At 69.2% G+C, this 15,145-nt stretch carries 10 protein-coding genes and 1 riboswitch; of the genes, 4 read left to right on the forward strand and 6 right to left on the reverse strand.

The window, feature by feature from the left end; all coding sequences use genetic code 11:
• Window positions 1-6: 6 nt before the first annotated feature.
• The 4 genes from SK571_RS31150 to SK571_RS31165 form a co-directional block, all read right to left on the reverse strand.
• Window positions 7-1,623, reverse strand: a complete 1,617-nt coding sequence (locus tag SK571_RS31150) for a HEAT repeat domain-containing protein (protein ID WP_319987657.1) — start codon at window positions 1,621-1,623, stop codon at window positions 7-9.
• A 68-nt stretch (window positions 1,624-1,691) separates the two neighbouring features.
• The gene (locus tag SK571_RS31155; RefSeq protein WP_319987658.1) at window positions 1,692-3,380 is read right to left on the reverse strand and encodes a glycosyl hydrolase family 8; all 1,689 of its coding nucleotides are present in this window, start codon (window positions 3,378-3,380) and stop codon (window positions 1,692-1,694) included.
• Window positions 3,381-3,497: 117 nt separating this feature from the next.
• Complete coding sequence (locus tag SK571_RS31160) at window positions 3,498-5,177, reverse strand: glycosyl hydrolase family 8 (protein WP_319987659.1); 1,680 nt, start codon at window positions 5,175-5,177, stop codon at window positions 3,498-3,500.
• Between the two features lie 319 nt (window positions 5,178-5,496).
• Entirely contained in the window at window positions 5,497-6,327 is an 831-nt protein-coding gene (locus SK571_RS31165) for a patatin-like phospholipase family protein (protein ID WP_319987660.1), read from the reverse strand.
• Between the two features lie 64 nt (window positions 6,328-6,391).
• Window positions 6,392-6,471: riboswitch (S-adenosyl-L-homocysteine riboswitch) on the forward strand.
• A 13-nt stretch (window positions 6,472-6,484) separates the two neighbouring features.
• Between SK571_RS31165 and metH the strand changes: the two genes are divergently transcribed.
• The 3 genes from metH (at window position 6,485) to SK571_RS31180 (ending at window position 13,136) form a co-directional block, all read left to right on the forward strand.
• Window positions 6,485-10,057 carry a methionine synthase gene (metH, locus tag SK571_RS31170; protein ID WP_319987661.1) on the forward strand — a complete coding sequence of 1,191 codons (3,573 nt, stop codon included), beginning with the start codon at window positions 6,485-6,487 and terminating at the stop codon, window positions 10,055-10,057.
• A gap of 125 nt (window positions 10,058-10,182) precedes the next feature.
• On the forward strand, window positions 10,183-11,217 hold the full coding sequence (locus SK571_RS31175; RefSeq protein WP_319987662.1) for a sugar ABC transporter substrate-binding protein: 1,035 nt from the start codon (window positions 10,183-10,185) through the stop codon (window positions 11,215-11,217).
• Window positions 11,214-13,136 carry a putative bifunctional diguanylate cyclase/phosphodiesterase gene (locus SK571_RS31180; RefSeq protein WP_319987663.1) on the forward strand — a complete coding sequence of 641 codons (1,923 nt, stop codon included), beginning with the start codon at window positions 11,214-11,216 and terminating at the stop codon, window positions 13,134-13,136. Before SK571_RS31175 ends, SK571_RS31180 begins: the two co-directional genes overlap by 4 nt.
• Here SK571_RS31180 and SK571_RS31185 read toward each other — a convergent pair.
• The gene (locus SK571_RS31185; protein ID WP_319987664.1) at window positions 13,127-14,062 is read right to left on the reverse strand and encodes a phosphotransferase; all 936 of its coding nucleotides are present in this window, start codon (window positions 14,060-14,062) and stop codon (window positions 13,127-13,129) included. The genes SK571_RS31180 and SK571_RS31185 overlap by 10 nt on opposite strands.
• Window positions 14,063-14,117: 55 nt before the next feature.
• Here SK571_RS31185 and SK571_RS31190 point away from each other — a divergent pair, with 55 nt between their 5' ends.
• Window positions 14,118-14,558: an NUDIX hydrolase gene (locus SK571_RS31190; RefSeq protein ID WP_319987665.1), complete on the forward strand. Its 441-nt coding sequence runs from the start codon at window positions 14,118-14,120 to the stop codon at window positions 14,556-14,558.
• On the opposite strand, the gene SK571_RS31195 is transcribed toward SK571_RS31190, so the two are convergent.
• Window positions 14,513-15,124: a TetR/AcrR family transcriptional regulator gene (locus tag SK571_RS31195; RefSeq protein WP_319987666.1), complete on the reverse strand. Its 612-nt coding sequence runs from the start codon at window positions 15,122-15,124 to the stop codon at window positions 14,513-14,515. The genes SK571_RS31190 and SK571_RS31195 overlap by 46 nt on opposite strands.
• Window positions 15,125-15,145 lie beyond the last annotated feature (21 nt).

Consider the following 15,145-nt stretch of genomic DNA (forward strand, 5'->3'; position numbering starts at 1 on the left):
CGGTCGTCAACCAGGAGTCGCGGCACCCTCCAGGAGCCGAATCACCGCTCGGGCGGCCGATCGCACCCGCGAGTCGGGGTCGGCGAGCAGAGGACGCACGTGCTCAGCGCCCGCGGGATCGCGCAGACGGCCGAAGGCCTCGACGGCACGGGTCCGGACCATCGCGTCAGAGTGCTTCGTCCCGTCCCTCAAGGGACTACGACTCCAACCCGGCTTGTGCCCGAGCAACCACATGTGCGCACGGGCGACCAACGGATCGCCCAGGGAGATCCAACGCTGATCACCTTCGATCCGGGCAAGGCCGCGTCCCGCCGCGTGCCGGGCGGCCCTGTCGTCGTTATACGAGAACACGTACCACAGCGCCGGCAACGCACGAGGATCACCGATGCGGGCCAGCGCGTCCGCTGCCAGGGCCGCGTGCGCGGTGTCGCAGAGACGGATCAACGTCGTCACCGCCCGGCCATCGGCATGCCGGGCGAGCAGTCGGACCGCCCGGTACCGCACCCGGGCGTCCGGGTCGTCGCACGCCTTCATCGCCACCTCGACCAGGTCGGCACCCCCGGTGTGACCGAGTGCCAGCAGAGCCGCGGCACGCACCTCCGCGTCTTCGTGCTCGGACAACCACACCAGCACCGGCCCCGCCTCGGGAGACCCGATCGTTCCCAGCGCCTCGATCTGCGGGATCGGGTGCTCGGTGACGCGCACGGTCTCGCACAGCGGACCGACCGCCTCAGCGGCCCGGAGCGAAGCCAGCGCGACCGGGGCCTCACGCCACCAGAGAGGATCGGGCAGCGCCTCGACCAGCAGGGGAACCAGCCTGTCCGCGTTGCGGTGCAACCAGGCCCGGTCGTAGCGCCACGGCACGTTCACGGGGTGGCCGAGCACCCACTCCGGCAGGTCCACCTGAGCAGCCGGCCCGCCGATCTCGGTCAGCCGGGCGGTCGCGGCGAGACGTGCCCAGTGCCAGTCCTCTCCAGGCCTGAGCAGGACCTCACGCAGAACCTCGATCTCACGCTCGTCACCGTCGCCACTCAGAACCGCGATCGCGGCCGTGGTGCCGGCGGAACCGCCGACCACCTTGCGCAGCAGGCGTTCCCGGTCCAGCAGGCCCGCTCCGCGCGCCGCGTACACCGCGATGCCGGCGTCCCAGTCGTCGGCGGAGTCCCACCAGTGTTCGACCAGCGCGGTCACCGCAGGCGTGTTCAGGTCGATCGACAGATCGCGCAGCCCTCCGAACACCCGCTGGATCTCGTACCGGTGCCCCGCGAGCGGGTCCGGCGACGTGGCCACCTCGGGTGGTGGCTGATCACGGCGGTGGTCCGCTTGCAGCGCCTCGCGCACGACTGCCACGTCGCGTCTCACCCGGCCAGGCACCGAACGTGACCCGGACCGCAACACCTGCACCACCTGGAGCACTCGCGAGGAGACGCCCTCACGCACCAGGTCCTCGACGGACACGGGAACGGCGTGCAACCACACCGCTTGCACGGCCACCCAGTCACCACCCTGCTCCACGACGGCGCCCGCGACCCGTTCCAGGTGGTCGAGGACCAACTCGCCGTTGTACCTGAGCGCTCCCCGATGTGCTCGTCCGGCGATCCGGCGTGCTTTCGCTTCCCCCATCACACCAGTGAACCGAACCCGTTCCGCCCTGTCGCCGGATTTAGCGCGGCGACAGGGCGGAACACGCCCTAGGGGATCCAGTGGTTGCCGGACACCGTGATCATCACCTGCAGCTGGATGCTCGCGCCGAAGTACGTGTCCGTGGCGATCGGCGTGTTCACCATCTTGTTCCACAACGCGTCCAGCCAGGCCTGACTGGACGGATCCGTCGTCGCCGCGACCGCGAACGGCGCGACGAACGCCGCGTCACCGCCGCTCTCGATCTGCGTGCCGTCAAGCTGGTAGCCGATCGCGATCCTGTTCGGGTCGCCGCCGGTCTTGCCCTTGATCCAGGCGTTGATCTTGCGCGCGGCGGCCAGCGACTTGCCGTCACCGGTGAGCGCGGCGTCCGCCCCGATGCGCCACGGGTCGCGGCACGCGTTGTACCAGTACTTGCCGTCGGTGTCCTCCCGCTCGAGCATCTCGCCGACCGCGGGCTTCACCGTGGAGTTGGTGTCCTGCACGAAGTCCGGCAGCAGGCCGGTGCTCGACGCGTACTTCGACTGCAGCGTGGCGATCAGGTCCTGGTGCCTGGTGCGGATCGTGTCCCACGCCGAGTCGCCGGTGGCCTTGCGGAACGCCCGGAAGTGGTCGGACATCCAGTCGGAGGAGCGGGAGCCGTAGTACTGCCTGCTGTTGCCCGAGTTGGACCAGTCGCCCATCAGCAGCAGGTTCGTGTTCGGGTTGACCAGGCTCTTCTTGATCGCGTTGATGTTCCTGACCGCGAGCTGCCTGTAGTCGTAGGTGCCGGCGCTGCCCCACTGCCGGTCGGCCAGCAGCAGGCCGTAGGCGGTGTCCATGTCGCCGTCGGTCGCGCTGTCACTGCCGTTGACGCTCCTGCAGGCGGTGTCCTGCTCGGCGGCCAGCAGGTCGGGGTTGTTGACCGAAGGGTGGGCCAGCTTGTACTTCAGCAGCCCGTCGAAGATCTTCTTCGCGTCCGGGTCGGCGCCCGCCATCTGCGCGGTGATCACCATGCCGTAGCCCTGCGCCTCGGCCACGTACGGGAACTTCGCGTCCGGCGAGATGACCTGGTACCAGCCGTTGCCGCAGTTCTGCTTGACGAACGCGGCCTTCCAGCGCTGGTAGTGGTCGATGATCTTGGCGTCCACAGTGGACGTGCTGCCCGACGGACGCAGGATGCCCGCCGCGTAAGGGGTCTGCCTGCTGCCGAACGGGTAGCCGAGGCCGTTCGAGGGCGGAGTCGTGGTCGTCGGCGGAGTGGTGGTCGTCGGCTGGGTGCCGTCACCGACGCCGTAGACCTCGAACTCCCACAACGAGTAGCCGTACGCGGTGCCGCGCGCAGTGCCGTAGACCCGCACGTATCGGCCGGAACCGGACAACGTCAAGTCGTCGGTGCCACCGTCACCGGCACCGGTCGAGTACACGTCCGACCAGGAGGAGCCATCAGGAGAGGTCTGCACGCGGTACGACCTGGCGTACGCGGCCTCCCAGCTCAGCTTCACCCGGCTGATCGTGTGCGCCGAGCCGAGGTCGACCCGCAGCCACTCCGGGTCGTGCCCCTCCACCGAGGCCCAGCGGGTCGACGTGCTGCCGTCGACCGCCTTGCCCGGCTCGAATCCCGCCCCCTCGACAGAAGAGGCCGTCACCGCCTTGCCGCGGGAGACCAGTGGGTCCGCCGCCGATGCGATGGTCGTTCCCGCGACGAGGAGGCCGAGCACGAGCCCGGCCGCCCCGATCGCCGTCGTTCTGCCGCCCACGACCGCCTCCAGCAATTGGTTAACAAAGCTGTCAATGCGAGTGGTTGGCGACGGTATGCAGGTCGAACACCTTCAACAAGAGGTGCGGACCGTTGTTGCTCGATCGAACAGCGCTGGTCAGGGAACCCAGTGGTTGCCCGTGACCGTGATCATCACCTGCAGCTGGATGCTCGCGGAGAAGTAGCTGCCGCCGTCGATCGGCGTCTGCAGCATCCTGTTCCACAACGCATCCAGCCACGCCTGGCTGCCCGGATCGGTCGCCGCCACCACCGCGAACGGCGCGAAGAACGCGGCGGCGCTGCCACCGGAGATCTGCGTGCCGTTGAGCTGGTATCCGATCGCGATGCCGGCGGGGTTGTTGCCCGTCTTGGACTTCACCCACGTGTTGAGCTTGCGGGACGCCGCGAGCGACTGGGAGTCACCGCTGGTCACCGCGTCCGCGCCGATGCGCCACGGCACGCGGCAGGCGTTCCAGTAGTACTTGCCGTCGTTCACGCTCTCCAGCACCTGCCCGGCCGGCGGGCGCGGGGAGGAGTTCGTGTTCTCCACGAAGTCCGGCAGCAGACCGGTGTTCGGCGCGTAGTTCTGCTGCAGCTGCCCGATCAGGTTCTGGTGCGCGGCGCGGATCGTGTCCCACGCCGAGTCGCCCGTCGCCTTCCGGAACGCCCGGAAGTGGTCGGCCATCCAGTCCGACGACCGCGAGAGGTAGTAGTACTGGTCGCCCGCGCTGGACCAGTCGCCGAGCTTGAGCAGGTTCGTCGACGGGTTGACCTCGCTGGCCTTGATCGCGTTGATGTGCCGGATCGCGAGCTGCTTGTAGTTGTGGGCGCCGGTGCTGCCCCACTGCCGGTCGGCGAGGAGCAGCCCGTAGGCCACGTCCATGTCGCCGTCCGTGGCGCCGTCGCCGCCGTTGACGCTGCGGCAGTTCACGTCCTGCTCGGCCGCCAGGAGATCGCGGTTGATCGAGGACGGATGGTCGATCTTCCACTTCACCAGGCCGTCGAAGATCTTCCTCGCGTCCGGGTCCGCGCCCGCCATCTGGGCGGTGATCACCATGCCGTAGCCCTGCGCCTCGGCGACGTACGGGTGGTCGGCGTCCGGCGAGATCACCTGGCACCAGCCGTTGCCGCAGTTCTGGCGCACGAACGCGGACTTCCAGCGCTGGTAGTAGTTCACCACAGCGGCGTCCAGAGTGGACGTCGTGCCGGAGGGCCGCAGGATTCCCGCCGCATAGGGGGTCTTCCTGCTGCCGAACGCGTAACCGAGGCCGTTCGAGGGCGGGGTGGTCGTCGTGGTGGTCGTCGGCGGGTTGCCGCCGGCCACGCCGTAGACCTCAAGCTCCCACAACGAGTAGCCCCACTGCGTGCCGCGGGCCGTGCCGAGCACCCGCACGTACCGCCCGGAGCCGGACACGGTCAAGTCGTCGACGCCACCGTCACCGGTGCCGGTCGAGAACACGTCCGTCCAGACCGAGTCGTCCGGAGAGGTCTGCACGCGGTAGCCCCTGGCGTACGCGGCCTCCCAGTTCAGCCGCACCCGGCTGACCGAGTGCGCCGAGCCGAGGTCGACCCGGAGCCACTCGGAGTCACTGCCCTCCGCCGAGGCCCACCGGGTCGTCGTGCTGCCGTCCACGGCCTTCGCCGCCTCCAGCCCGGCACCCTCGACAGAGGACGCCGTGACCGCCTTGCCCTGCGACACCAGCGGGTCCGCCGCCGTCGCACTGGTCGTCCCCGCCACCAGGAGACCAACAACGAGTCCGGCCGCGCTCACCGCCGCCAACGCCGATCGTCTGTCCACAACCACCTCCAAACCAATGGTTAACAAACCTGCCTAAAAGGGCGATCGCGGCGACCATAGGCGGGCCGGTCAACCTCGGACAAGAGGTGCGGACCAGTCATCTGCTTGCTGATGGCGTCTGCAAGTACCACCAACCCAAGGTCAACAGGCACTTTTCCGCTACCAACTGGCCCTTGGCGCCGATGGAGCGCCGCGCGCCCGACTCACGAATTCGCGACAAGGCGAACTGGTTGGGTGTGGTGCGCGGTGATTCGATCATGTGTTGGCGGTACTTGCAGACGCCCGAACAGCACAGAAGACCGTGCCGGAGCCCTGGGGACTACTCCCAGACCTTCCGCACGGCCTCCGCCATCGAGACGGCCTGCGCGTACCCGGCCTCCGCCGCGGGCTTGCGACGGGCCGGGTCCAGCAGGTTCTTGCCGATGGCGGCCAGCGCGGCACCGTCCGGGCTGATCACGATCGACGGCACCCCGAGCTTCGCGGCCTGCGCACCGGGCGTCGCCGCCGGACTGGCCGCCCGCGTCAGCGGCGCGACGACCACCACCCGCGAGTAGCCGACGGCGAGGTCGACGTTCGCCACGGACCGCATGCCGCCGTCCATGTACCGGCTGCCGTCGATGCTGACCGGAGGCCACACCAGCGGCACCGCGCAGCTCGACGCGACCGCCTTCACCAGCGGCACCCCGCTGTCCCGGTCGAACGCCACGAACTTCCCGCTCACGGCATCCACGGCGGTGACCTTGAGCGGGCGCTCCGGCCAGTCCTTCGTGGACAGTCGCGAGTCGAACACCGCCAGCCTGGACTCCTCGGACGGTGTGCGGGCCTTCAGCGCGGCACGCCCGAGACGGGCCCGCTTCTGCGCCGGCGTCCCCGGCATCACGTAGGAAAGCGCGTACCTGACCACCATCCACGAAGTGAGACGGGCCGGGATCTCCCCGTCCGGCGGCAGCAGCTGGCCCGCGTAGAGATCGGCGAGCGGGGCACCTCCCGCCAGCTCCGCCGCCACCACGGACCCCGCGGACGTCCCGACGAACAGGTCGGCACCCGTCAGATCGACGCCCTGTTCCGCCAGTCCGTGCAGAATCCCCGTCTCCCAGGCGATTCCGGTGACGCCACCGCCGCCCAGCACCAACGCTCGTTCTCCTGTCACAGCGGCCATCCTATGGAGTGGGACGAGTTCCTGGTCCATGGTCGTCGTTGGTAACCTTGCCGGCGAAGCCGAGAAGCGCTGCAACAGGCCTCGCGCCTGCCACGCTCGGCCTCGCACCACCACGAACAAGGGCGCTTCCGACTTTTCGGGAGCGCGCGTGACTGGTCTCAGGTCTCTGTTGAACTCGCGCATCGCCGTGCTCGACGGCGCGTGGGGCACGATGTTCCAGCAGGCCGGGCTGTCCCCCGCCGACTACTACGGCACGGAGTTCGGCGACCACGACCCCGACGTCGCGGGTGATCCGGACCTGCTCAACCTGACCCGCCCGGACCTGGTGCTCGACGTGCACCGGCAGTACCTCGCGGCGGGCGCGGACATCACGACCACCAACACGTTCACCGCCACCTCGATCGGCCAGGCCGACTACGGGCTGGAGGACCGCGTCCGCGAGATGAACATCGCGGGCGCACGGCTCGCCCGGCAGGCCGCGGACGAGTTCGGCGGCCGGTTCGTCGCCGGCTCCGTCGGCCCGCTCAACGTCACCCTGTCGCTGTCGCCCAAGGTCGAGGACCCCGCGTACCGCGCCGTCACGTTCGACCAGGTCAAGGCCTCCTACGCGGAGCAGATCTCGGCACTGCACGAGGGCGGCGTCGACCTGCTGCTGATCGAGACGATCTTCGACACGCTGAACTGCAAGGCCGCCATCGCCGCGGCGCGCGAGGTGGCGCCCGACCTGCCGCTGTGGATCTCGGTGACGATCGTCGACCTGTCCGGCCGCACGCTGTCGGGCCAGACCGTCGAGGCGTTCTGGGACTCGATCGCGCACGCCGAGCCGCTGGTCGTCGGCGTGAACTGCTCGCTGGGCGCCGAGGAGATGCGCCCGCACGTCGTCGACCTGGCACGACTCGCGAACACCTACGTCGCCTGCCACCCGAACGCCGGGCTGCCCAACGCGTTCGGCGGCTACGACCAGACGCCGGACGAGACCGCGGCCCTGCTGAAGGACTTCGCGGGCAACGGCATCGTCAACGTCGTCGGCGGCTGCTGCGGCACCACCCCCGAGCACATCAAGGCCATCGCCGACGCCGTGCGCGGCACCGGTCCGCGCGAGGTGGTCAAGCCCCGGCACACCACCCGCTACAGCGGCCTGGAGACGTTCGAGATCGGCCCCGACACCGGGTTCGTGATGATCGGTGAACGCACCAACGTCACCGGCTCGGCCAAGTTCCGCAGGCTGATCGAGGCCGACGACCACAACGCCGCGCTCACCGTGGCGCTGGACCAGGTGCGCGGCGGCGCGAACCTGCTGGACGTCAACATGGACGCCGACCTGCTCGACGGCGAGCAGGCGATGACGACGTTCCTGAACCTCATCGCGACCGAACCGGAGATCGCCCGCATCCCGGTGATGATCGACAGCTCCCGGTGGACCGTGCTGGAGGCCGGGCTGCGGTGCGTGCAGGGCAAGGGCGTGGTCAACTCGATCAGCCTCAAGGAGGGCGAGGAGCCGTTCCTGCGGCAGGCCCGCACGATCCGCGACTACGGCGCCGGTGTCGTCGTGATGGCGTTCGACGAGCAGGGCCAGGCGGACACGACCGACCGCAAGGTCGAGATCTGCGCCCGCGCCTACGACCTGCTGACGCAGCAGGCCGGCTTCCCGGCCGAGGACATCATCTTCGACCCGAACGTGCTCGCGGTCGCGACCGGCATCGAGGAGCACAACGGCTACGCCAAGGCGTTCATCGACGCCCTGCCGCGGATCAAGGAGCGCTGTCCGGGCGTCCGCATCAGCGGTGGCATCTCGAACCTGTCGTTCTCGTTCCGCGGCAACGACGTCGTCCGCGAGGCCATGCACTCGGCGTTCCTGTTCCACGCCGTCAAGGCCGGGCTGGACATGGGCATCGTCAACGCCGGACAGCTCGTCGTCTACCAGGACATCCAGCCCGAACTGCTGGAACTGGTCGAGGACGTCATCTTCGACCGCCGCGAGGACGCGACGGACCGCCTCGTCACGCACGCCGAGACCGTCAAGGGCCCCGGCCAGAAGCGCGTCGTGGACCTGTCGTGGCGCGAGGCCCCGGTCGGCAAGCGCCTGGAGCACGCGATCCTGCACGGCGTCGTCGACTTCATCGAGGAGGACACCGAGGAGGCCCGGCAGGCCCTGCCGCGTCCGCTCGACGTCATCGAGGGCCCGCTGATGGACGGCATGAAGGTCGTCGGCGACCTGTTCGGCGCGGGCAAGATGTTCCTGCCCCAGGTCGTGAAGAGCGCCCGCGTGATGAAGCGCGCGGTCGCGTACCTGGAGCCGTTCATGGACGCCGAGCCGAAGGCCACGGCGGGCGGCAACGGCAAGGTCGTGCTGGCCACGGTCAAGGGCGACGTCCACGACATCGGCAAGAACATCGTCGGCGTCGTGCTGGGCTGCAACAACTACGAGGTGATCGACCTCGGCGTGATGGTGCCGGCCGCGAAGATCCTCGACACGGCGATCAAGGAGCACGCCGACGTCATCGGCCTGTCCGGGCTGATCACGCCGTCGCTGGACGAGATGGTCTCGGTCGCCGAGGAGATGCAGCGGCGCGGCATGAAGCTGCCCCTGCTGATCGGCGGCGCGACGACCTCCAAGCAGCACAACGCCGTGAAGATCGCCCCCGTCTACGACGAGCCGGTCGTGCACGTGCTCGACGCGTCACGGGTCGTCGGCGTCGTCTCCGACCTGCTGGACGGCAAGCGTGCGCATGAGCTGAACATCGCGAACCGCGCGGAGCAGGCCCGGTTGCGCGAGCAGCACGCGAACCGCAAGTCGGTGCCGTTGCTCAAGCTCGACGAGGCGCGCGCGAATCGGGAAGAGGTCGATTTCTCCGAATTGCCGACCCCCGCATTCACCGGCACTCGGGTGCTGAGCCCGTCTCTGGCCGAACTGCGCGAGTTCATCGACTGGACGTTCCTGTTCCTCGCCTGGGAGCTCAAAGGCAAGTTCCCCGCGATCCTCGACCAGCCGGTGGCCCGCGAACTCTACGACGACGCGACCACGTTGCTGGACGAAATCGTCGCCGGGGAATTGTTCGAGGCAAAGGGCGTGTACGGCTACTGGCCCGCGCATTCCGACGGCGACGACATCCTGCTCGACAACGGTGTGCGGATCCCGATGCTGCGCCAGCAGACCAAGAAGCCGCTCTCGCGCCCGAATCGCTGCCTCTCCGACTACGTGGCGCCCGAGGGCGACCACATCGGCGGATTCGCGGTGACGATCCTGGGTGCCGGGAAGCTGGCCGCGAAGTACGAGGCCCAGAACGACGACTACCGCGCCATCATGGTGAAGGCGCTGGCGGACAGGCTCGCCGAGGCGTTCGCCGAATGGATCCACCTGCGGGCGCGGCGCGACTGGTTCGAACCGGACGCGCAGCCGGAACTCGCCGACCTGCACGCGGAGAAGTTCCGCGGCATCCGCCCCGCGCTGGGCTACCCGGCCTGCCCCGACCACACCGTGAAGCGCGAGCTGTTCGACCTGCTGAGCGCGGAGGACATCGGGATCTCGCTCACTGAATCGTTCGCGATGAACCCGGCGGCGAGCGTGAGCGGCCTGATCTTCCAGCACCCCGAGGCGAAGTACTTCACGGTCGGCAGGCTCGGCCGCGACCAGGTGCAGGACTACGCGACGCGGTACGGCAAGCCGCTCGCGGAGGTCGAGCAGTGGCTGCGTCCCAACCTCGGTTACGACCCCGCGTGATCGGTGCCGGAACGTGAAAGCGCTTGCCGCTATTGGCAGGCGTCATCCCGGTTTGGCACCAGCCGATGTAGCATCGGCCGCTCTGGATCAATCACTCCGTAGGTCGAGCGAGCCCGAGGTCATCCATGCGAGCTGCGGCGCTGGTGCTGGGTCTGGTGCTGTTAGCCGGCTGCGCCGCCGCCGCACAGTCCGAGGCGTTGCCGCACGTGGGTTTCGTGGTGAAACGCACCGGTGGTTCCTTCGCACAGGAGATGACGAGCGGCTTTCACGAGGGCGTCGGCCGCATCGGCGGGGTCAGCGCGACGGTGACCGGTCCTCCCGGACAGGACGGGCACAAGGAAGTCGAGTTGTTCCGTGATTTGACGACGGCAGCGATTGACGGAATCGCCGTGGCGACGTCGGAGCCGTCGCTGATGGCGCCGTCCATCGGTGAGGCGTTGAAGCAGCGCGTCGCGGTGGTCGGCGTGGACATGCGGCTCACCGCGAGTTCAGGGGTGAAACTCCACATCGGTAACGACAACTACGAGCTCGGCGAAAAGCTGGCTGACGAGTTGATGCGCCGAATGCCCCCGGACGCGACCGGGACGGTGGTGCTGGGGAACACGGCTCCGGGACTCGCCGGGTTCGACGACCGGGCCGAGGGAATCCGTGGGCGGTTCACCGAAAAGCTACCGGGGGTAGTGGTGCTGGGCCCGTTCGACACGCAACGTGACGACGCCGCGAATCACGACACGTGGAAACGTCTCGTGGCAGCGAATCCGAACGCCCTCGCGTTCGTTGGTACGGGCGACTGCGACGGCGTCAACCTCGCCGCGTTGAAGACCGAGAAGTCGGCGAGGTGGCTGGTGGGCGGGTTCGGGGTCGACCCGAGAACGTTGCAGGCGGTGCGGGACGGCGCGATGGTGGCGTCGATCTCTCCGGAGCACTACCTCAAGGGCGCTGTGGCAGGCTGGTTGCTCGCACGGCACGCCAAGGGCGGTGCGGCACTGCCGCAGGGCTGGATCGAGACGCCGGGGCTCACGGTGACCACCGCGAACCTGGACCAGATCCTGCACCGGCAGGAGTCCGAGAAGGCGCGCAAGGAGTTCTTCCAGCCCCAGATCGACAGCTTCGTCGAAGATCCGGCGAGCTGGGTGCGACCGTTGGAGCAGGCACGGTGAGCTTTTGGGAGGGCCGCGCCACCGCACGGGTGGCGACGGTCGGGCTGACGTTCGGGCTGCTGGTCCTGGCCGGGCTGGCGCTGTGGAGCAGCATCAGCGCGCAGGCGACGACCGCGCACGTGCGGGAGCTCAACGAGACCAGTGAGCGGTGGGCCCGCGTGCTGGAGCACATCAACGTCTCCGACAACGCGTTGCGCGACCTGCAGGTCGCGCGGACCGAGCAGACCGTCGAGCCGCTGCAGAACTCCGTCGGCTCCGCACGCGCGGAGCTGGAGTGGCTGCGCGCCAACGGCATGCCGTCCGACGCGGCGGAGGCCACGAAGCTGCTGCCCCTGTACGACCAGAGCACGGATATGCTGCGCGCTGTCGTCGCCGGCACCGACCCCGTGCAGGCGGACCAGGCGGGGCTCGCGCACTCGTCGTTGCGGCGCCAGATCTCCTCGACGATCGGCGTCAAGCGCCTCGACACCACCGAGTACCTGCGTTCGGCCGACGAGAAGAACGCACGGCTGCGGATCGCGCAGATCGTGGTGTTCGTGCTGGACGCGGCCCTGGTCGCGCTGTTCGGCATGGTGCTGCTCGCGCAGCGCCGCATGATCCTGCGCCAGGCCGCGAAGAACGAGCACGAGGCCCACCACGACGCCCTGACCGGCCTCGCGAACCGGACGCTGCTCGCGCGGCGGATGGAACAGGCCGTCGACAAGGCGCGCAAGAAGGACGAGCCGCTGGCGTTGCTGATCGTGGACCTCGACAGGTTCAAGGAGGTCAACGACTCGCTCGGGCACCACACCGGCGACCTGCTGCTGCGCCAGGTGGCGAACCGCCTGTCGTGGGCGGTGCGCGACACGGACCTGGTGGCGCGGCTGGGCGGCGACGAGTTCGCCGTGCTGCTGCCCGGCGTCGGCTCGGCGGAGAACGCGCGCATGGTCGGAGACAAGATCCTCCAGGCTCTGGCCATGCCGGTCACGCTGGAGGGCCTGGAACTGGAGATAGCGGCCAGCGTCGGCGTGGCGCTGTGCCCGTCGGACTCGGGCGACGGCCACGAACTGCTGCGGCACGCCGACATCGCGATGTACGCGGCGAAGCGCGAGAAGTCCGGCGTCGCCGTCTACGACGCCCGCCTGCACGAACGCGGCGCGGCACACCTGACGGCCGTGACGGAGCTCCGGCACGCGATCGACCGCGGTGAGCTGTTCCTGCACTACCAGCCCAAGGCGCTGGCCGACACGGGTGCGGTGTGCGGGGTCGAGGCGCTGGCCCGCTGGCAGCACCCGACGCGCGGCCTGGTGCGCCCGGACGAGTTCATACCGGTCGCCGAGGAGAACGGGCTCATCGAGCCGCTGACCCGGTACGTGATCGACGCGGCGCTGCGCCAGTGCCGTTCGTGGTCGGACGCGGGCTGGGAGGTGCCGGTCTCGGTGAACGTGGGCGCGGCCTGCCTGCACCACACCGAGTTCCCCGGCGACGTGGCCGATCTGATCAAGCGGCACGGGCTGCCCGCCCGGTTGCTGACGCTGGAGATCACCGAGTCCGCGATCATCTCGGACCCGGACCGCGCGGTGGAGGTGTTGCGCGGCCTGACCGAACTGGGCGTGCGGCTGTCCATCGACGACTTCGGCACCGGTTACTCGTCGATCTCGTACCTGCGCAGCATGCGGGTGCACGAGATGAAGCTCGACCGGTCGTTCGTGACGCACATGTGCACGGACGCCGGCGACAGCGCGATCGTGCACGCCCTGGTGGCGCTGGCCCGCAACTTCGGGTTGCAGGCCGTCGCCGAGGGCGTGGAGGACCAGGACACGTGGACCGCGCTGGCCGAGGCCGGGTGTGACGTGGTGCAGGGGTACTTCCTCAGCGAGCCGTTGCCCGCTGAGGAGATCGTTGCCTGGCTCGGGGACAGAGCCGCAGCTCACGCGTAGGAGTCGGTGTCCCGCCACTGGTTGATGAACGGCTGCATGAAGTCGACCATGGCGGGCAACTGGTCCGCGCAGGACAGGTAGGCGATCACCCGGATCGCGCCGACCGCGTTGACGAACCTGAGCACCTCCTTGTCGAGCTCGCGCAGGCCGTTCCTGCGGGCGCCCCGGTTGTAGGCGGCTTCGTACTCCGGGCCGAGGCCACCGAGGTCCCATTCGACCGGGCCACAGGTGATCAGCTCGAAGTCGGAGAACAGCGGGCCGCCGGTGCTCGCGAAGATGTTCGCGGGCGGCGAGTCGCCGTGGATGGGCTGCAGTTCGATGCCGGGGAACTTCGCCTCGAACGCGGCCTGGGAGCTGACGAGCGGCTCCAGGACCTCCCATTCGGCTCGTGCCCGTCGGAGATCTTCCGCGGTGACGATGTCCAGGCCTTCCAGCTTTTCGAGGCCCTCGCGGACGAACCGCGGTTCCGCCGACGACAGGAACTCGAGTTCGCCGGGGTAGTTCCGCAGCGCCTTGTGCAGGTCGGCGGAGAGTTCGGAGTTCTTGAGGTAGTCCGGTTCCGCGGACTTGTCCTCCTCGGTGAACGGCCAGAAGGTGATCGAGAAACCGTCGCGCTGCACGGGTTCGCGCGGGACCAGCGTGCTCGGCGGGATGACCGGGGTGCCCTGGTCGTGCAGCCACTGCGCGACGTCGAGTTCCTGTTGCTGGCGCCGGGCCAGTGACTCGAGGGTCGTGGTGTGCGGCAGGACGGTCGGGACGCGGGCCACGACGGGCGACGGTGCGAGGTGCACGACTGCGGAGAACAGTTCGTAGAGCACCTTGCCCTCGGTGATCTCCAGGCCGAGTTCGCGACCTGCCGCCACCGCGGCGTCTCGTGCGGCATTGGTGCGGGCGGCGATGTTCTCAGGGGTCGCGAAGGCTGTCATGGGCAAGATCGTGTCACGGCCCTGTGGCTCGTCGCAGATCATTTACGGTGGGCCCATGGCCGACCGCCACCTGATCGACGTCCACGTGCTGCTCGTGCGCGACGGCGAGGTGCTGCTCAGCCGGCGCCGTGACATCGACCCCCGCTTCGACGGCCTCTGGCACCTGCCCTCGGGCAAGCTCGACGCGGGCGAGTCCGTGCTCGACGGTGCCGTGCGCGAGGCCGCGGAGGAGGTCGGCGTGGTGATCGAGCTCGGCGACCTGCGGCACGTGCACACGTTGCACGCCAACGGATCCGGCGTGGAACCACGGCTCGGGCTGTTCTTCGAGGTCCGGCGGTGGAGCGGGGAACCGGTCAACCGCGAGCCGGAGAAGTGTTCGGAGCTGCGGTGGTTCGGGCTGGACGCGCTGCCGGAGGACTTCCTCTCCTACTCCGCCGCCGGGATCACCGGTCACCTGGCCGGGGAGTCGTTCGGGCTGCTCGGCTGGGGCCGCTGAACCAGCCCCTCCAGCACCAGGGTGATGACACCGTCGGCCTCCGCCCGCCACCCCGGGCGGTCGTGGGCCGCACCGATGCCGTGCAGCGCCATCATGACGGCGCCGGCGCCCACGTCGCCTCGGACGGTGCCCTCCTCGACGGCGGCGGCCACCAGGTCGGTGACGGCCTGTTCCAGCGCCCTGCTGCCCTCGGCGAGCGCCTCGGAGCCGGTGGTCATGAGCGTGGCCAGCGTCCGGGCCAGGCCGTGGTGGTCGTCCAGGTAGTCGACGAAGTCGCGGAGGAAGGTCGTCAAGGCCTCCAGCGCCGGTGACGTGGCCTGCAGCCGGCGAGCCCGGTCGCACAGTGCGACGACCTCCTCGCGGTAGACCGCTTCGGCCAGCGCCTCCCTCGTCGGGAAGTGGCGGTACAGCGTGCCCGTGCCGACGCCGGCCAGCCGGGCGAAGTCGTCGAAGCGCAGGTCGAAGAACTCCCCCGATTCGAAGATCTCCCTGGCCTTGGCCAGCAGCGCCTGGCGGTTGCGCTGGGCGTCCGCACGCAGCGGCTTCGCGCTTCCTCGCGTTGACAAACGGAACCTGCCTCCATATTT

It is taken from the genome of Lentzea kristufekii (assembly GCF_033949925.1).
GTDB lineage: Bacteria > Actinomycetota > Actinomycetes > Mycobacteriales > Pseudonocardiaceae > Lentzea > Lentzea kristufekii.